Origin of the sequence: uncultured Campylobacter sp. (assembly GCF_937997535.1) — a bacterium.
Taxonomy (GTDB): Bacteria; Campylobacterota; Campylobacteria; order Campylobacterales; family Campylobacteraceae; genus Campylobacter_B.
This window is the reverse complement of sequence record NZ_CALKTT010000060.1, coordinates 36,223-55,086: the sequence shown is the minus strand read 5'-3', so window position 1 is coordinate 55,086 and position 18,864 is coordinate 36,223. Positions and strand designations below refer to the sequence as shown.

The following is an 18,864-nucleotide window of genomic DNA, read 5'->3' as shown; positions in this document are numbered from 1 at the left end:
CGCGGCACTTCGGTTTGAGTAAAATTTTAAATTTGCATGCTTGCAGACGAAGGACGCTTTTTGATTTGCGCAAATTTAAGCTCGCAAACGAAGCGCGCAAAAGTGCATTGAGCCGTAAAATTATCTGCGCCTAAAGCTGATTATCGCATCGTCGTTTTCTTGTTGATATTTTTCAAATAGAGCCTGATATCTTTGCGATTTTGCCGGATCATTTGAATAAATTCCTACTAGAAAATAGCACGCCTCCGCAAATCGCAACTCGCACGATCGCTCAAAGTATCGCGTACCCGTTTCTTTGTCATCGTCGTCAAAATACGCGACGTAACCGAACATAAAGCAGCCTTCGCCATCGCCGAGCTTGCATGCTTTTTTGTACAATTTTCTGCCCTCTTGAGAATCTCTATCCTCGTAGCTTGCGAGTCTCGTGCAGCTTTCGCCGCCGTTAAGCTCGTAGCAGCCTTTTTTAAGCAGATCTTTGGCGCCCTCTTGCGAAATTTCGCCATTTAACAGCAGCAGGCTCGAAAGTACGGCGCAGGCATCGCCGTCTCCGCCGTCGCAATCTTCGCGAAATCTTACGGGATTTTTCATTTTTAAAGTGCCGTCTTTGGTGCGAATAGAAATTTCTTTAGGATTTTTATTCGCGTCTTCATTTGCTTGATTGATCGGAATTTGGGTTTCATTCAAAGCCTCCGTGCGAAAAGGTGCCTTTATCGCTATAAAAACCGCGACTATACATACGATGATGAGAGGAAGTATTTTTGGCATGGAGCGATTTTTGTGCAGAGTACGGAGGTCTGCGTCTTTGATCGATTGCCTACCTATTAAAGTAACGACGGAAGGCTTGGGGCTCGGTTTTTGGCTTAAATTTGCGGTCGAATTTTCGCCTGATTTTTCGGTCAAATTTATGGTAGCGTCAGTATCCATATCTGCATTAATATCCGCTTTGCAGATATTTTCGTTTGAGCTTTTTAAATTTTTGCTCCGCTTTTCTCTCAGCTCATTTATGCGTTGTATGATTTCTTCGTTATTCAAATGGAATCCTTTTTGCTAGATAAATTTTGCTAGTCGGTTAACCCTCTGGTTTTATCATCAAAATCGCATCAGCATCAAGAGGAATTATATCATCTTGTTTTAAATTTTTCAAAAAAATATGACCAAGAAAAATCTGCAAATTTAGTGTAAATACGCCGTCAAATTTAGACGGGTTCTTGCTAGGATTATCCACAGCTAGGTTTAAATTTTATATACTTCGGACGCGTATAAATTTACAAAACTTGATAGGATTCATATCAAGTTTATTTATTCTACTCTTGACAAGATTAGCACTCCATGATATAATCTGCCAAAATTTTCAAAAAGGACCGCATAATGGCAAAGAAAAAATTTAAGACCGAAGTGAATGATCTACTAAATTTGATGATCCATTCGCTTTATTCAAACAAGGAGATTTTTTTGCGCGAGCTGATCTCAAACGCAAGCGACGCGCTGGATAAATTAAACTATCTAAGCCTTACGAATGACGATTACAAGGCGCTTTCGTATGTGCCGCGCATCGATATAAAGATCGACAAAGAGGCCAAAACGCTAAGCATCGGCGACAACGGCATAGGCATGGACGAAGCCGAGCTAGAGAGCAATCTAGGCACCATCGCGCGCAGCGGCACGAAGGGCTTTATGGCGAGCCTTAGCGGCGATGCGGCGAAGGACAGTAACCTCATCGGGCAGTTCGGCGTCGGGTTTTATTCGGCGTTTATGGTAGCGGACCGTATCGATGTTATCAGCCGCAAGCCGCTCTCGCAGGACGGCTATAAATGGAGCAGCGACGCGAGCAACTACATGGTCGAAAAGGCGGAGAAAGAGGACTTCGGCACGACGATAATCCTGCATATGAAAGATGAGGAGTTTTTGGACGAATATAGGCTGGAAGGCATCATCAAAAAATACTCCAACCACATCCCTTATCCGATCTTTATGGATAAGGAAGAATACGTACCCGCGCAAAAAGAGGGCGAGCAGGGACATAGCGAGGTTAAAAACGTCCAGATCAACCGCGCGAGCGCGCTTTGGCAGCTGCCAAAAAGCAGCCTAAAGTCTGGCGATTACAATGAATTTTACAAGCAGATCAGCCACGACAGCGGCGATCCGCTATTTTACATCCACACCAAGGCCGAGGGCACGCACGAATACACGACGCTTTTTTACGTGCCGAGCAGCGAGCCTTTCGATCTATACCGCGTCGATTATCAAAGCGGCGTAAAGCTCTACGTCAAGCGCGTTTTCATCACCGACGACGCCAAAGAGCTACTGCCTAGCTATCTGCGCTTCGTGCGCGGCATAATGGACGTCGAGGATCTGCCGCTAAACGTAAGCCGCGAAATTCTGCAAGAAAATCGAATTCTTGCCTACGTCCGCGAACAGAGCGTGAAAAAAATTCTATCCGAGCTGCAGAAACTTTTGCAGAACGATCGCGAAAAATACATAAAATTTTACGAATTATTCGGCAAGGTTTTGAAAGAGGGGCTTTACGGCTTCGGCGCAAATAAAGAGGAAATTTTAAAGCTTTGTCTTTTCAAATCAAACCTGCGAGACGGGCTCATCATGCTTAGCGAGTATAAGGAAAAAATGAAAGAGGGTCAAAAAGAGATCTATTATATCGCGGGAAACAGCGCCGCGATGCTTAAAAGCTCGCCTCTGATCGAGAAATTTAACGCCGAAGGCACGGAGGTGCTACTCTGCGACGATGAGATCGATACGATCGTGATGCCGGGCGTTTTTGAGTTTGATAAGACGCCGGTTAAAAATGCGACTTCGATCAAGCAAGAAGCTGTGAGCGACGATACCGCGACGCCGCAAGCCAAAGAGATCGCCGCAAAGATCAAAGAAATTTTAGGCGAACGCGTCAAGGACGTTAAAATTTCATCGCGTCTAAGCGGCTCGCTTTCATGCCTTGTTTTTGACGAGAACGATCCCGATTTTGCGACGCAGCAGCTGCTTAAGCAGATGGGAAACCGCAATCTGCCGCCAATAAAGCCGATTTTGGAGATCAACGCCGATCACGAGATCATCAAAAAGCTACAGTCCGACAAACTAATGCTGCCGCAAGTATCTGAAATAATCTACGATCTGGCGCGCCTTAGCGAGGGGCAGGAGCTTGAAAATCCGAGCGAGTTTATCAAAAACGTAAACGAGCTGATCGCAAAGGCTCTATAGATTATCTAAATTTAGAGCTTCGATCTGCTAGCAAAATTCCGCGCGGCTGCATATATCTATGTAGCCGCGTTTTAAATTTAAAAAGAAATTTCTGCAGGCAAACTTCACGAGCTTTTTAAATTTTAAAATTTAAAAGCGGTGGAATTTCACCCTTTAATTTCGGTAAAAATTTTATTTGGCGGCTCGGTTTGGCGTTTTAGAAATTTTGAGGTTTCGATCGCTTTTATTCGCGAGTCGAGGTTGGAGCGCGAGCCGAAAATATCCGTCAAATCATGAAATCATAAATCGGGCGATAAATTTCACTATTCATTAATTTAATCTTTACAAAGTTGCGTAATTCTATTTTGAATTTCCACCTTTTTTATCGCAAACAGCGAGATTGTTTGATATAATTCATTTTATAAATATTTGTAAATCTTTATGAAAGGAGATTTCGAATGAAACTCATCAAACTAAGTTTAGCTGCGGCGTTTTGCGCATGTGCAGTGTCCTCGCTAAGCGCGGCGGATAGCGTAGCCGAAGCGATCACTAATGGTAAGCTTGGCGGAACGGTAAAGACAACTTACGCCAGTAAAACCGTAGATAATAGAGGCGAAGCTGCTACGGGCGATAACGACTACGAGGCATTCGGCGTGGGTCTTGAGCTCGGATACGTTACCGATCCTCTTTACGGCTTTAGAATAGGGCTTACCGGACAGGGCTGGTTGATGCCGTATCACGTAGGCTCAAGCAATAAGATCGCCTACGATAAGGAGTGGTATACTAAAGGTGCGGTATTATCGGAATTATACCTAGGATACGGCATAGGAAATACCGATATAAAGGCAGGTAGACAATATGTCGTAACTCCGCTCGTTGCTGGCAACTATACGAGGGCGTTTAAAGAGGCTTTCGAGGGCGTGGCGATATCCAATAAAGATATCCCCGATACTACATTGTGGGGCGGATGGTTTTATAAATTCCAAGGAAGGAGCAAAACCGCTATGGGCGCTCCGGCAGGCGAAGGAAAGGCTCCTTTATTTAAAGATAGAGTGATTCTGGGTAATATGACCGGTCCTGTCGCCGTAAAATTTGAAAATATCTTCTCTGCATACGTTCAAAACAAATCCTTGCCTTATACTACTTTAACCGGCGCTTACGCAGCGGTAACGGACGTAAAACCCGCTAACGCATTAAAAGACGGCGATGTTAGCCTATATCTTGCCGAGGCGAATGTAAAAGTGCCGGTAGGAGAAATTTTAAAGCTGGGATTTGATTTTAACTACAAAGGCTCACGCGTAAACGGAGGGCTGGAGCCAAGAAAGCTTGACGGCGATATGTTCGGTGCAAGAGTCTCGGTTAGCGAGTTTTTCGGATTCGGTCTATCGTATGCCTATACGACCGTTAGCGATGATGATGCCGTTATTTTGGGCGTCGGCAACGGCCCGGGATCATATACCGCACTGCCTATTAGAGGTCCGTTCGTCTTCACAGGATATGCGGGTATGGATACGCACAAGGTCGTGCTTGATTACGACTTCGGCGCTATCGGTCTGGACGGCCTCAAAACCGCGCTGCACTACGTAAAGGGCGATCAAGACAGAGTAGGCGGCACAAATAATATCAATGCTAGCGGGGCTGCGGGCCAAAAGGTCGGCACCAGCATGGACGTAGAGGGCTGGGCGGTAACGGCAAACTACGCTCCTAAGGCCGTTAAGGGGCTAAGCTTGGGCGTAACCTACACTGCGCTTGAGAGAAGCGACCACTACGCTAGCGGCGTAAATAGGAAGTTCGACGAGAATGAGATATGGTTGCAAGCTGCGTATAAATTTGATCTAAGCGGCGACTAAAGCTTTAAAGAGCGGAGTATTTCCGCTCTTTCTTATTTACATTATTTTGCCTCGTATATGACGCAAAAAAGGGCGTTTAAACCCGAAAAATTTACTCTTCCTCATCGTGCATTATCAAACGGGCTCGTGCTTGATAAATGTTTCATCCTAGCTCCTTAAATTTAAACATGCTCTTAAATTTTAAATGAAACGGAGGTAAAATTTATCTAAAATTTTGCCGCAGAGCTTTGACATACCGAAATTTAAATAAAGCTTGGGTGTTGAAATTTTGACGAGGATTTTGTTCTGCGCGCTTTATAGGAATTTTAAATTTATAAAAATTTTAGAGATTTCCTTACAATTACAAGAAATATACCTTTCTAGCGTTTTAAATCTTTTGATACGAAAGTTACTTGAATATTTTCTTTCGGGACAAATTTATTTAAACTTGCACCGCCCCTATACTCTTCTAATGCGTCTTTTAAAATTTTAACTATCTCATCCCTTGATATACCATAAGTATGGGTTTTTATAGACTTTAATTCATATAAGATTTTAAAAGGGTTGTCCGTAATTTTTGTGCTAGTATTTTTATTGTTTATATCTCTTAAATCAAGCTCAATATCTTGATCATCATAGTGCAAAACCCAGATCCGTTCCCCGCTCCATCCGTCTCTATGATCTGGCAAATGTAAATTAACGACAGATATTAGCCAAACGTCTCTTTGCCTATCAATCACCCAGCAGAGTTGATCAATTAAATAATCCGAGTATTCTTCTTCATTATACTTGCGGCAGCATGTATTTATAATGTTTATAATATCATATTTCTCCAAGTCCTCTTTAGAAATATATTCCGCTACAAACGCCATCGCTTCCTCCTAAAATTTTAATTCGATTATACTCTCGATAATTTATGCTAGCCTTATGCTCTCATAAATGTATCGTGAGTATGAAATCAAGTTAGCACTATAGTAAGGCTCATAGAGATGCAATTGTAAGGGTTTTTTTGGATACTTTTCGTTTACGACCTGGCGAGTAAGAAGCGTATAAACTTAAGTTGCGGGCGGTTGGTTTAAATATAGTCTGATAGATGAAATTTTAAATCGAGAATTCTGGTAAATTTTAAATCTAAAAGCTGATAAATTTAATAAACACCTCACAAAAATTTCGTCAAAATTTCAAAAATCCCGTCAAGGTCTCAGCTAAACCTCGGCGGAATTTTAAAATTTAGAAATTCTAGGATTTCAAGCGGCGTTATTTTTTCGTGCTAGAAGCGTCCATAAAGGCCTGCTCTTCGGCGCTCGGTTTATACTCGTCGCCGAAAAATTCCTTCTTCGCCTTGATCTTCTCCTGCATCATCTTCTTTTCGTAAATTTTATACGTCGGTCGCCAGTACTCTAGGTAGTTGCGAAGCCCGATGCCGTGGCCTGCGCTTACGTGGCAGCTCGCGCATTTAAGCTCGCGCTCGGTGCCTAGGAGCTTTTTGTAGTGCGCGTGCATGCGCTGTGCTTGCTCGGAGGTGATTTTGCTGTCGATCACGGTGGCGTGGCAGCTCATGCAGCCGTTGTCAAACACATAGTGCTCGCGCTCTTCGCGCCTTTTGTTCCAATCAAATTTTTCGGGCTCGTCAAAGAAGTGCGAGTAACCCTCTAGCACGCCGTTTTTGGCCTTTTGATAGACGTATTTTACGATATTGTCGTGCGGCAGGTGGCAATCGACGCATTGAGCTTTGATGCCCGTTTTGCCCTTGCCCGAGTGGACGTCGTCTTGATAGGCGATCACCATCGGATCCATCTCGTGACAGACGTCGCAGAATTTATCGGTGCTCGTTTTCTCAAGCGCATAGTGCACCGGCACGACGACGAAAAACCCTATAATGCCGCTTATTAAGATGATAAGCGCTAGTAATTTTTTAGAAATTCTCATGGTGTCACCCCCATCCATTGCGGCACTTCGTGCTCGTGGCATTCGGTACACATATTCGTAGATGCCTTGTGCTCGTTGTGGCATTCGTCGCAGTATAGCGTAGGACCGTCGTGGACGGAGTTGTGCGGATTGGCCTTGAGCGTATCCATAAATTTTAGCCTCAAAGCGAGCTTCTTTTTGTCGCCGTGGCAGCTGATACAGCCCTTGTCGCCGATACTTTTAAATTTAGACGGATCGCTTCCTTGATTTACGTGGCAATCAACGCAGTCAAACGACAAATGCTCGTGATGAGGTTTGATTTTGTATTTTGCCCGAAGCTCATCTGAAACGACTATGTTCGTGGCGTTGGCGTCGTTGGCAGACGGCGCGCCGAACAAAGTCGCGATGATACAGCACAGAAACAGCGCCGTAAAACTGAAATTTTTCATTTGCAACCTTTTATAAAACTGCCTTGCCGGTCCGCTTTCGCTACCGGCAAAGCTTTAAAGAGCTTGCGCTCAGACTAGCTAAGCGATCTGCTCACCCGCGATCATTCCGAAAACTATGCAGTCGGTGATCGCGACGGTGCCTAAGCGGCTAGCGCCGTGAGTCCCGCCGGTGATCTCGCCTGCAGCCCAGAGGCCTGGGATTGGTTTATTCGTCTTAGATGATAAGACCTCGGCTTTGGTGTTGATCTTTAGACCGCCCATCGTGTGGTGAGGTTTCGGCGAGAGGCGGATGACGTAGAAAGGTCCCGCTTCGTTGATCTCGCTAAGCGCGCTTTCTTGCTTGCCGAACTCGTCTTTTTTTGCTTTGACGCCTTCGTTGTATTTCTTAACGGTTTCTTTTAACGCATCGGCAGGCACGCCGTATTTTTTAGCGATATCATCGAGCGTAGCGCATTCGCCCACTAACTTACCGCTTGCCATGCCTTTAGAAATAACCTCTTCGCTTAGGTCTTTAAACGCCATTTTGGTATCGGCGAAGGTTATCGGATAGGCTTTCGGATCCTCGCGTAAAATTTTAAACTCCGCGTCCGCGCGGGTCTTGCGATCTGCAAGCTCGTTCATAAAGCGTTTTCCTGTGCGTACGTCCACGGCGATGCCGTATTTAAAGGTGCCTTGCTGAGTTAGGATCGGAGCGGTACCGAAGCCCTTCTCATCGGGGCTCGCCCATGGACCGAACTGGATCCAATCGACCTGCACCGGATACGCGCCGATCTCAAAGGCTTTTAGCAGCACGCCCGCAGTGGCTCCCGGGTGGTTCGTGCTATCGACATCATCTGGGATGCGCGGATCTTGAAGCTTGCGGAAAATTTTATCGCGACAAAATCCGCCCGCTGCGAGCACTACGCCCTTTTTGGCTTTGAGCGTCTTTTTGGTGCCGCTTGTGTTTTCAAGATCGTCGCTGTAGAGATTTGGATCAAATTTATACTCCTCGCGGATTACGACGCCCGCCACGCGATCTCCGTCCATTACGAAATCGTCAAATTTAGCGCGGCGGCGAAGCTCGCAGCCCTTATCTTTTAGCGCTTCAAATTTTTCAAGCATCGGCTGGATGTAGCCAGAGCCGCTATCATTTGTAGTTAGCATCGAGCGCGCGACGCTGTGTCCGCCGAAGTGGGCGCAGTGATCCATCTTAAATTGCACGCCGCTATCGACGAGGAATTTAAACGCGTCCAAGCCGCGATCGGCTAGGGTGCTTAAAAGCTCGGGGTGGTTGATGCCAAGACCCGCCTTTAGGCAGTCGTTCATAAATAGCTCTTTGCTGTCTTTAACGCCAGTTTTTTCCTGCACGGGGTTCATTGGCACGCTCATACCGCCGCCGTTGATGACGGAGTTGCCGCCGATGCGGCCCATCTTTTCGAGGATCAAGACTTTGTTGCCCTTTTCGGCTGCTTTTAAGCCCGCCGCAAGTCCAGCAAAGCCGCTACCGATGATGATTACATCCCACTCCTCGTCAAATTTGACGTCCTTTGCGTCCACCGCGCTTGCTTGTGCATTTACCGCGCTAAGTGCGAGTGCACCGGCTCCTACCATACCCATTTTCAGTATGTCGCGTCTCTGCATATTTGCCCCTTTACTTAGAGATTTTTTAATCTTAAAGATTAATGTCGTAATTTTATATTAAATCTTTATGTAAGTCAAATGTTATTTGGTATATAATTTAATAGCTAAAGGCTATAAAATTTCAACCGAAAGGGCAAAAAATGAGCCTGCGACATATGGAATTTGCGGTAAAAATTTCGGAGCTTAAAAGCTTTACAAAAGCGGCGAGCGAGCTTGGAATTGCACAACCGTCGCTTTCAAAGAGCATTATGCTTTTAGAAAAGGAGCTCGGGATCGAAATTTTCGATAGAAAAAACGGCCTTGAGCTTACATACGCGGGCGAAATTTACATCGCCAGAGCGAAAAATATGCTTAGGCTCAATAAGGAGCTAAATAACGAAATCCGCGGACTTTCGTCGATCAAGACGGGCAAGCTCGTAATCGGCGCAACCTCGACCAGCTTTAAATTTATCGAAAAGATCATCGCGATGTTTTATAGCAGATTTTCCAAAGCCGACATCAGGGTCGTGCACGCTCACTCCGAGCCTGCGCTCATCGAGATGCTAAAAAGCGGCGAGCTTGACATCGTCTATGCCGCGCACTTCGGCGAGCTTGTCGCGGAGGGGCTTGAGTGCGAGTTTATAAAAAAGCGCAGGCTTCTTCTAAGCGTCTGCTCCTCTCATCCTGCCGTTTCGCGAGCGAGTATAAATTCTACCGAGAAATACCCTAAAATCGCGCTTAGCGAGTTCAAATCCGATAAATTTGCAATCAGCAGTAAAATTTTAAAAAGCGAGTCGAACTTCAAAAAGATATTTGAAAACGCCGGCTTTACGCCTCAAATTTTCTGCGACACCTCCTATCTGTACGTGGCTAACGCGATGGTCGCGGCGGGGCTTTGCGTCAGCTTCAGCTTCGCGCGGTACATTTTTGAGACGCAAAAGGACTACATCACGCTCTTTGATGTCGCGGATGAGCCGCTTTTGGACGTATCGTTTTCGGTCGTGTATAAAAAACCATCCAAGCTCGCAAAGGAATTTATAAAGATGATAAAAGCGGGCAAAAGCGACGCGTAGGGCGGATCGGTGCATAGCGCACAAAAGATAACGGTGCCGTCGTAATGCGAACACGTCGGACTCGCTCCGCCGCCGTTAGAAATATCGTCGGCGTATATGGCGCAGGTGTGAAAACGATTAAATTTTGCCGTTCAGATAGCACGTAGGTGCGGAGCGCGTGAGCTAAATTTACAGCGACAATCCGTGTGCCTTGTGAATACGATTCGCAAAGGATGTCGCGGAGTAGATTTAAATTTGCTGCGCGGGTAGCTTGCGGGCGGCATGAGTTTAAATTTAATAACGCGCCGCAAGGGTTTAAATTTAATGACCGCAAGGTGCTACGCCAAAGATCGGCTTTTAAAATTTATCCCGCAATCTTGCTCTTTAAATTTCACTTCGTAACTTGCTTGGCCGAAATTTCATCTTAAATTTATCTCGCGCCGTGACGCGCTAAATTTCATTTTGCAGCAAGTTGGATTAAAATTTTCAGCCGTGGCGGCTGCGTAAATTTACGGCGTGCTTTTTTTGTAAAATTTTATCTACAAGCGGGGCAAAGAGCGTCTATTCAGTGCTTTCGGCTCTTTGGCTCCCGCTTGATTAGCTTTTCTTGCTCGCCGCTAAAACTTGCGCCAAGATCGCCGCTAGCGCGATATTGAGGCTGACGCAGAGCCCAAACAGCGCCACGGCCTTGGTGGAGCTGAAAGCGAGCGTGAAAAAGGAGATTATGCTGGTAAGAGACGCGAGCGTAATGCCGAAAATTTTATCCCTAAGCGCCATCTTATCGTTGTTTGCAAAGATCATATAATCGATCCCCACAGCGCCTGATAGGATCAGCGCAAAGATTGCAAAAATATTCACGCTCACGCCGAATGCGCTAAGCAGGGCGAGCACGGCTAAATTTGTCGCAAAAACGCAGATGACGATCAACCACGCCGTCCGCGCGCCGAAAAACGCCCACAGCAGCGCAAGCGCAAGGGCGTATGCGGCGCATTTTAGATACAGGGCGTTGATTTTGATCTGCGAAAACGCCTCGCTTATGGCGCTTCGCATGTTTAGATGCAGCGCGCCCATCTGCGCGGCAAGCTCGCTTACGGCCGCTTTATCGCGCACGCCGCGCAAAAAAGCGATATGCGGATCGATGCTTGGCATCGCGGCAAAAAGAACGGAGCTTTTAGCTTGCTCGTAGCTTAAAATGGGCGCATCCGCGATCTTGGCAAAGTTTGCGTCCACGAGCTCGCGGCTAAGCCCGAGACGTAAAAATGCGCTTCTATCGTAGTTTGCAAAGGCCTGCTTGATAAAGCTCTGCGTAGCTGGATCCAAAATCGGCGCGCCGGTGTATGAGTCCGCAAGACTGCGCGCTACGGCCTCTTTGGCTACTGCGCCCGCATCGTTGCCCACGATCAGATCAAAGCTCGAGCCTCCGATGCTTGCGAGCTTGGCGCTCATCGCGATAAGGTTTTTATCCAGGCTCGCGTATTCACTGACGTCGTCCTTAAGCTCCATCCTGAAATACAAAAACGCAAGCAACGCCGCGCAAACGATGGCGAGCGCTTTGAGGCTTAGGTTTATCTTGCAAAGCGCCTTCGCGTAGAGTTCAAGAGCTTTTGCAAAGAGCGGGGCGGGGCGAAATTTCGCTCCTTCAAGAAGTAGCGGCAGGGCGAAGTAGCTAAAGCAAAACGCCCCCGCAAGTGCGGCTATTGCAAAGATCGCGATCTCTTTGAGCAGAAAAAACGGGCTGAATAAAAATACGAAGTAGCCTCCCGCGGTGATGAAAAACCCTAGAAGCAGGATGTTTCGCATGCTTTTTATCGAGCGAGCCTCGATGCGGCGCGCGATGTTTGCGCCCAGCCAGTGCACTGCGTAATCCAGCATCAGCCCGATTAGGCTCGTCGAAACTACGGCGCTTAGGATATGGATCGAGCCGCGGATCGCCATCGTAGCCGCTACGCCGCAGGCAAGCCCAAAAAGTGCGGGCAGCAGCAGGCAGAAGATCCGTGCGCGCGAAAATGCCGCCAGCAGCAGCGCTGCGCACAGGCTAAGCGATACGGCGCCCGCGACGGAGCTTTCGCGCACGCCCGCGCTTTTGCCCAAAGCGCTAAAAAGGGCAGTGCCGGAGATTAAAATTTCGCTCTTTTGCGCCTCGCGCACCAGCGCGCTAAGCGCATCGTCGTTTGCTTTCGGAGCGAGTTTGGCCGTAGCGAGGTAGTGCGGCGCGCCGTCAATGATCGCAATAAAGCGGTTTTGCGCAGGATCGAGCTTGATAGCGCCGCGGGCGCCGAGGCGCGAGTGAAGGCTGAGCGAGAAAAAGTCCTGCGAGAGGCTAAGCGGACGAAATTTTGAATAAAGCTCACGCGCGCTACGCTCAAAAAAGGCCTGCGGATCGCTTTTTAAAAGCTCCACGCTCGCATCATCGAGCATCGCGGGCGCAAAGCGCGCAAGCTCGCTCTGATACACGCTCGCGTCCTTTACCTCGTAAATTATGCTCTCAAAAAGCCCGCTTTTTTGCATATCTGCAATGAACGCGTCAAAGCTCGCCTTCTCTGTGCTTGCGACGATGATTTGCCTTGCAATCTCGCGGTTGAAATCCTCGACGCTCTGTTTCTGCTCGCCCGAAATTTCAATGCCGCTCAGCTCGTAAAAACCGGAATTTACGCGGTTTAAATTTAACGCTATAAAGGCGCAAAGCGCGATGAATGCCGCGCCGAATGCCGTTAGGATCGCGCTCTTACTCATCTAAGCTCACGACGCTCGAAAAAACGTTTTCGCTCACGTCGCCGTTAGCGCTGCTAATCCGCAGCACCCTGACGTAGGCACCGCCCTCGATCACGATATTTTTAAAGATATTTTGTAGCATCCCTTTGGGGCTTAACTCGGCGCGCCACGCATCTTTGCTGCCGCTTAGCGCGATCGAGAAATTTTTGCTAAGTCGCGCTACGTCCAGGCGTGAGATCGCCAAAAAGGTGTCCTTATCAAAAAGCGAATCGGCGCTTTTGACCCATGCCACGCCGCTACGCTCAAAAACGCCGTCCGCGCCGATTTTTAGCTCGCTTCGCACCGGCTTTAGCGTCGTCCAAAACAGCTCGCCGCCTTTGATCCTAAACTCGCCGCTGCTTCGTACGGGCTCAGCAAAGCCCTCAATGCTGAGCGTTTCGCTAAATTTGCCGCCGATATTATCGGTCTTAAGCGCCAGATCGCTTACTTCAAGCGCGCTCGCAAGTCCCAAAATCGCTAAAAATAAAGCTAAAATTTTCATCGTAGTCCTTTAAATTTTATGCTCGCTAAATTTTCACTGCTCGTTATCGCTAGGCAAAATTTCATTCGCCGCGGCATTTTGAGGGCGCTCTTGCTCGGGCGCGGTTTTGCTTGCCGTCGAAATCTCATTCGTTGTCGAATTTTTATCTACTGCCGAAATTTTACCCGCGGGATTTTTCTTTAATAAAATTTTATCCGCGCACACCCTTAACTGCGGCGGTATCTCATACAGCGTCCTTTTGGAATCAAGCTCCACCGCGGCTTGCGACGTGGTAGCTTTGGCCAATAGCGCGCCCAACGGGCTTTTGATGCGGTAGGAGAATTTTATGATCGTGTCGCACTCAAGCAGCTCGATGCTCACCGCAACCTCGTCGTCAAAAAGTATCGGCGCGATAAATTTAAACTCCATTTTGATAATGGGATATATAAATCCATCATCTCTCATCTGCATATATGTGTAGCCCGCGTCACGCCAAAACTCGCATCTAGCGTCCTCGCAGAGCTTTACGTAGTTGCCGTGCCACATCACGCCCATCGGATCGGCGTCGTAAAATCTAGCGCGAAATTTATACTCTTTCATTCCTCTCTCCGCTATGAAATTTTTTGTCTTGCGCGGCGGATTTTGCAGCGCTCAAATTTGAATTATCTAAATTTAGCACAGTATCCGAGCTCGCCGTACTTTTTAAATTTAACGCCGTATTTAAACCCGCCGTCTTATTTAAATCCGCTGCACCATTTAAATTTGCCGCAGCATTTGAACCCGTCTCGTCGAAATTTTGCGCACCGTCGCGCTTTGCATCGCTCACGTTTTTTTCTTGCGCCCAAAAATCAAAGAAATTATACCATTGAGAAGGAAATTCTTTGACATAAAGCTCGAGCTGGCGCACGTAGCATTTAAGCGCTAGCGCGACCGATCGCGCCTTATCGCGGCTTTTTAGCGGCGCAGGTAGCGGCTGCAGCCGCAGCTCACGCCCTTCGCGCCCCTCGTAGCACCATAAGCTAAATAGCGGCGCGTCCAAAATTTTCGCGAGCAGATAGCCGCCGATCGGGAAGTTCGCGCTGCGTCCTAAAAAATCCTCGCTTTGAAATTTATCCGAGCCCACCGGCATGCGATCGCCCATTACTGCGATGTGCTCGCCGTTTTGCAGCAGCTCTTTGATTTGCAGCATCTCGCCGATACCGAGCTCGCCGACGTATAGAATTTTCACGCCGCCGCCCATCTTTTCGATAAATTTCATAAAATTTTCGCTGTGTTTGCGAAAGATCAGCACGTTGATTTTTATCCCCGCCGTGCTTGCCGAAAGGGCGCGCGCGATCTCGGTGTTGCCGAAGTGCGAAGTGATTAAAATTTTACCCGTTCCATCGCTTAAAAGCTCCTTCATACCGCTTTGTACGCGAATTTGATCCAGTGCGATCTTGCCGTTCCAAACCGCGATTTTTTCGCACAGACTGAGGGAAAATTTATAAAAATTCGCGTAAATTTCGCGTATCTTGGGCTCGCGATCAAGCGCGCGCCGCAAAAACTCCCTGATCGCGCGCCGTTCGTTTTTAAGCAGCGCAAAATAGATCGCCGAGATGCAAAGCGCGGTGCTTCGCATGCAAAAATCAGGCGTGTGAAGCGTGACGAAGCGGGCTAAATTTAAAAGCGCCGCGCCCGCCTTTTCGTTGTTTTTGCTCCAGTGTTTAGCCATCGCGCCCGTCCTTTGCGGCGGCGCTCTGCTGCGATGCTTTTACGAGCGAGCTTTGCGCTGCGGCGTTGTCGCCGCATTTTTCGGTACCAGCTTTTTCGTCTGCGCCGCCGTCCATCTCCTCTTTGGTACCTTTACGACCATCGCGCCGCGCTCCGCCGCAAAGGTTTTGCCCCGCTAGCCCTTGCAAAATTTCGTCTGCACTCTGCTGCGAAACATCCTGCAAGTCGCGCTTTTTAAATTTATCGCAGGCGCGCTCTAGCGCCCTTTTTGCAAGCCAAAGCGGAAGCCCGCAAAATAGCCTCGCGTGCATCAGCGAAATTCCGAAATTATCCCGAAACGGCGCAAAGTGGCTCACTCCGCCCGCTTCGTAGCGCACCGCCAGATCGAGCCATTTTATCTCTAACCCCGCCCGCACGGCCAGGATTAAAATTTCGGCATCAAAGCTCATTCTGCGGCTTTTGGTGCGGGACAGAAGCGGCACGATCCCCTCTAGCGGGTAAATTCTAAAGCCGCACATCGCGTCTTTTATGCGGTGCGAAAGGGTATTTACCACGCACCAAAAATTCATTATCTTGCGTCCGTGTAGGCGGGATTTGGGCGCGCTTTCATCATACACTGGCGCGGCGCAGATCAACGCGGCGGGCTGCTTTGCCGCAAGTGCCAAAAACTCCTCACACCCGCCTACGTCGTGCTGAAAGTCCGCGTCGATCTGAAAGGCGTGCGTAAATTCAAGCTCCTTCGCCCACGCCAGCCCGTCGCACACGGCAGCGCCTTTGCCGCCGTTTTGCGCGCGGGTGTAAATTTGAGCCGCAAGCCCCTTTAGCGCGCTTTTGCTCGCTTCGTCGCTGCCGTCGTCCACGATCAGCACGGGCGCGATGGGCGCCAGGGCGCTTACGAGCTCGGCGATGCGCGCGGGGTGGTTGAAGTAGGGCAGCAAAAACGCGGGCTTAAAGGCAAATTCTTCCACTGGCGCAGACCTTGTCGTTTGAAATTTCAAAGCGGAGTTTGCCGCTTGCTTCGGTGATTTTGATAAAAATTTCATCGCCCGGGCGGATGAAATTTTTAAATTTTAAATTTTCTATCTTTTGCGTACCGTCCAGCTCGTAGCCCAGGGCTTTTGCGCAGATTAATACGAAGCGAAGCTGCATAAACGCGGGCACTAGCGGAAATCGCGCAAAGTGTCCGTCGAAATAAAAGTCGCTAGCGCGCACCTTCGCGCGAAACTCATTCTCCGCGCTTTGCTCGAAAACGGGCACCTCGTAGCGCTGCAGAGCGCTTAAAAAGTCCTTTTTGCTTAGCTTGCCCTGCTCATTAAAAGGCAGCTTGCTCGCGATCTTGAAGTAGCGCAAAATCGCGCCGAATTCGGGCTTCAAAAAGGCCTTCAGTTCGTCCGTAACGCCCTTTTTACCGCCTGCGCGAAACGCCTGCTCGCCGCGCTCGCTGAGCTTGATAAGAGCTACGGCGCGGTCGCGCTGTGGGTGCAGATTGATCCTACACTCGCCGATAAATTCGTGCGAGCGGAGTTTGGCTTCGAGCAGATCGAGGCTCACGCGGTTTTCGTTGATTTTGACGGTGCGATCGCCGCGCCCCAAAAGGGTGATCTCATCTGCGCGCACATAGCCGAAATCGCGGCTTTCGAAGCTCTCGCACCAAGGCGAGCTGATCGTAAACTCGCCCATTTGCAAAAATTTGTCGGCGGGCCGCTTTGCCCTAAATTTATCGCAAAGCTCCTCTGTCTGCGTAAATTTATCGTCGTGTTTTATCGCGGCGATCGGTGCGGAGCTGTTTTTCTGATCGGCTGCGGTTTTATCGCTAGTGTCTACATTAAATTTAGACGCCTGCTCGCCCAAGCGGTTTGTGTCTTGCCCGTCCACACTGCTCGTTTTAGGCTTTGCCGCAAAATTTTCGCCGCAAGGGCTTGCCGCAAGATCGAAGGGCTTATTCTCGCATTTTGCCGCGCTGCCGCTATCAATATCTGCGCGAATCTGCACGCTAACGGGAGCGAATTTTTTAAGCCCCGCGCCCTCGTTGCAGGCGATCACGCCCGTCTCGCTCGAGCCGTAAATATCGACGATGCGGGCATTGCTAAGCGCGCGCAAATTATCTCGGATCGCAGGACTTAGCGGCGCGCCTGCGCTAAAAATGGTGCTCAAAGGCGCTATGTTTGCGGCGTCTGCGTGCTCGCACAGCGCGCCTAGCACCGTGGGCGAGCTGATCAGCACGGCGCCCGCAAGATCGGCTGCGAGGATGATTTCAGGATAGTTTAGGCCACCTTTTTGCGTGCGCGAACCGCAAAGCAGCGGCACGAAGATGCTAAAAGTAAGCCCGAACATATTTTGGTGCGAGACGCCCGATAAAAATCGATCGCTTGCGCAAAGGCCGAATCTTTCTACCAAAAATTCCGTCTCCAAAACCATATCGCGCAGGCTTTTTTCGATGTTTTTCGCCTCGCCCGTGGAGCCCGAAGTTTTGATATAAAATTTTTGATCCGCTCGCAGCAGATGTAAAGAGACAGCCTCTTGCTCGCACGGCGCGTGATTTTGCGGCGCGTTTTTAGATGAAATTTTAGGCACAGATTTTTCGGTATCGTGCAGCGAAATTTTTTCTAAATCATGGAAGCAGAATTCGTCTAAATTTTGTGCTGCGGCGAGATTTGGAATTTTCACGTCGCCGCCGAGATGAAATTCGCCGCTAAATTTGGGCTCTCGCAGCAGTACGGGCGCAAAACTCGCAAGCAGCGCGCCGAAAAAAAACGCAATGAACTCCGCCGCGTCCTCGCCGTAAATTTCAATCATCGGCGCGCGCTTTTGCTCTTGCGTCTGCGCCGATTGCAGGGCGTGCGCGGCACCTGCGCCGCCACTAGAATTTTCCGCATCTTTTAAATTTACATTTGCCGCGCTACTTTGGAGTTTGTCCGCGTCTTTTAAGCTTGCCGCTTCGCTCTGCTTGCACCGAGTTTCCGCTAAATCGCGCGCAAGAGCCGCCGCGGCAAGGATTTCGCGCTCGTAAGGCCTCAAAGAATTAATCAAATTTTTTAACATAAAATTTCCTAAAAATCATCTCGCCGCCGATCAGCGCGCCGATGAGGACGTATGAGATCGCGCCGCAATAAACGCTCCAATAAATTTTATCTCGCGGTAACAGCAGCGCCGCGCTAAGTAGGCCGTTTAGCACGAAAAATCCGAGCCAAATTTCGGTCAGCTTGCGCGTGTAGGCGCGGCCGTGCTCGTTGAGACCTGGCCGCTTCAAAAGCGCTAGGCGCGTGATCGCGGGCGTCGATCTTAGGCTGAGCGCAAAAAGCGCCGCGAGCGAGAAATTTATTATGAGTGGATACAGATACGCAAGCGCTCCGCTGCAAAATATAGCGCACAGCGCAAAAAATGCCGCGCTCGCGCCCTTAATAGCGCGATCTTTACTTTCAAAAACAGCTCGCGCGCCCCATAGCGCGCTCATAGCCGCGAGCAAGCAGACCCGCGCGCCGCCGTGCAAAAAATAGAGGCCGAAAGGGTAAAACACGCTTAAAATTATGGTAGCTGTTTTTAAAAATATCGTTCGTCGCAATCTTTGTAATCCTTAAATTTAGCCGCGAGGGCTTGTTTTTTTACCGCGGCGGTTTAGCTTTGTCGCAGCGTTGGGCTTTTGCCGCGGTGGCTTTAGCTTCGTCGCAGCGGTTTTTTTGTTTTGCCGTTAGCAGCGCACAGCGCGATTTGTACCGCGCCAAGATACTTTAAATTTGACCTCGGCGCCACGGTTTTGGGCGCCATGCTTATAAAATTTTAATTCAGCCGCGCCTGCCGCCCTCAAATTCTAGCCGCATCTTAAAATTTAGCTGCGCTTTAATTTGGCTCGCGGCACTGCGCCCGCGATCAGATCCGCTAAATTAAATTTAGCCGAA

Annotated in this window: 15 protein-coding genes; 3 read left to right on the top strand and 12 right to left on the bottom strand. The window is 48.8% G+C overall.

Annotated elements, in window-relative coordinates:
* Nucleotides 1-120: 120 nt before the first annotated feature.
* Complete coding sequence (locus Q0117_RS05820) at nucleotides 121-1,032, bottom strand: hypothetical protein (RefSeq protein ID WP_297923666.1); 912 nt, start codon at nucleotides 1,030-1,032, stop codon at nucleotides 121-123.
* A gap of 336 nt (nucleotides 1,033-1,368) precedes the next feature.
* Here Q0117_RS05820 and htpG point away from each other — a divergent pair, with 336 nt between their 5' ends.
* A complete protein-coding gene (gene htpG / locus Q0117_RS05815) occupies nucleotides 1,369-3,210 on the top strand; it encodes a molecular chaperone HtpG (RefSeq protein ID WP_297923664.1) in 1,842 nt (613 codons plus the stop codon).
* A 437-nt stretch (nucleotides 3,211-3,647) separates the two neighbouring features.
* On the top strand, nucleotides 3,648-5,039 hold the full coding sequence (locus tag Q0117_RS05810) for an OprD family outer membrane porin (RefSeq protein ID WP_297923662.1): 1,392 nt from the start codon (nucleotides 3,648-3,650) through the stop codon (nucleotides 5,037-5,039).
* A 359-nt stretch (nucleotides 5,040-5,398) separates the two neighbouring features.
* Here Q0117_RS05810 and Q0117_RS05805 read toward each other — a convergent pair whose 3' ends face one another.
* From Q0117_RS05805 to Q0117_RS05790, 4 genes are all read right to left on the bottom strand, one after another.
* Nucleotides 5,399-5,890, bottom strand: a complete 492-nt coding sequence (locus Q0117_RS05805; RefSeq protein ID WP_297923661.1) for a hypothetical protein — start codon at nucleotides 5,888-5,890, stop codon at nucleotides 5,399-5,401.
* 385 nt (nucleotides 5,891-6,275) lie between these two features.
* The gene (locus Q0117_RS05800; protein WP_297923711.1) at nucleotides 6,276-6,947 is read right to left on the bottom strand and encodes a NapC/NirT family cytochrome c; all 672 of its coding nucleotides are present in this window, start codon (nucleotides 6,945-6,947) and stop codon (nucleotides 6,276-6,278) included.
* Nucleotides 6,944-7,375, bottom strand: a complete 432-nt coding sequence (locus Q0117_RS05795) for a cytochrome c3 family protein (RefSeq protein WP_297923659.1) — start codon at nucleotides 7,373-7,375, stop codon at nucleotides 6,944-6,946. The genes Q0117_RS05800 and Q0117_RS05795 overlap by 4 nt, the downstream gene beginning before the upstream one ends.
* Before the next feature lie 78 nt (nucleotides 7,376-7,453).
* Complete coding sequence (locus Q0117_RS05790) at nucleotides 7,454-8,995, bottom strand: flavocytochrome c (protein ID WP_297923656.1); 1,542 nt, start codon at nucleotides 8,993-8,995, stop codon at nucleotides 7,454-7,456.
* A 140-nt stretch (nucleotides 8,996-9,135) separates the two neighbouring features.
* On the opposite strand from Q0117_RS05790, the gene Q0117_RS05785 reads away from it, so the two are divergent.
* The gene (locus Q0117_RS05785; RefSeq protein ID WP_297923654.1) at nucleotides 9,136-10,047 is read left to right on the top strand and encodes a LysR family transcriptional regulator; all 912 of its coding nucleotides are present in this window, start codon (nucleotides 9,136-9,138) and stop codon (nucleotides 10,045-10,047) included.
* 576 nt (nucleotides 10,048-10,623) lie between these two features.
* Here the strand turns inward: Q0117_RS05785 and Q0117_RS05780 are convergent.
* From Q0117_RS05780 to Q0117_RS05750, 7 genes are read right to left on the bottom strand one after another with little or no spacing between them, the layout of a single operon-like run.
* Nucleotides 10,624-12,759: a hypothetical protein gene (locus tag Q0117_RS05780; protein ID WP_297923652.1), complete on the bottom strand. Its 2,136-nt coding sequence runs from the start codon at nucleotides 12,757-12,759 to the stop codon at nucleotides 10,624-10,626.
* Nucleotides 12,752-13,279, bottom strand: a complete 528-nt coding sequence (locus Q0117_RS05775; protein WP_297923650.1) for an outer membrane lipoprotein carrier protein LolA — start codon at nucleotides 13,277-13,279, stop codon at nucleotides 12,752-12,754. Before Q0117_RS05775 ends, Q0117_RS05780 begins: the two co-directional genes overlap by 8 nt.
* A gap of 33 nt (nucleotides 13,280-13,312) precedes the next feature.
* A complete protein-coding gene (locus Q0117_RS05770) occupies nucleotides 13,313-13,858 on the bottom strand; it encodes a thioesterase family protein (protein WP_297923648.1) in 546 nt (181 codons plus the stop codon).
* A complete protein-coding gene (locus tag Q0117_RS05765; RefSeq protein WP_297923646.1) occupies nucleotides 13,845-14,969 on the bottom strand; it encodes a hypothetical protein in 1,125 nt (374 codons plus the stop codon). The genes Q0117_RS05770 and Q0117_RS05765 overlap by 14 nt, the downstream gene beginning before the upstream one ends.
* Nucleotides 14,962-15,936, bottom strand: a complete 975-nt coding sequence (locus Q0117_RS05760) for a glycosyltransferase family 2 protein (protein WP_297923644.1) — start codon at nucleotides 15,934-15,936, stop codon at nucleotides 14,962-14,964. Before Q0117_RS05760 ends, Q0117_RS05765 begins: the two co-directional genes overlap by 8 nt.
* On the bottom strand, nucleotides 15,917-18,010 hold the full coding sequence (locus Q0117_RS05755) for an AMP-binding protein (RefSeq protein WP_297923642.1): 2,094 nt from the start codon (nucleotides 18,008-18,010) through the stop codon (nucleotides 15,917-15,919). The genes Q0117_RS05760 and Q0117_RS05755 overlap by 20 nt, the downstream gene beginning before the upstream one ends.
* Nucleotides 17,991-18,530 (bottom strand): DNA gyrase subunit B, encoded by a 540-nt coding sequence (locus Q0117_RS05750; protein ID WP_297923640.1) that lies wholly within the window; start codon nucleotides 18,528-18,530, stop codon nucleotides 17,991-17,993. Before Q0117_RS05750 ends, Q0117_RS05755 begins: the two co-directional genes overlap by 20 nt.
* Nucleotides 18,531-18,864: the final 334 nt, after the last annotated feature.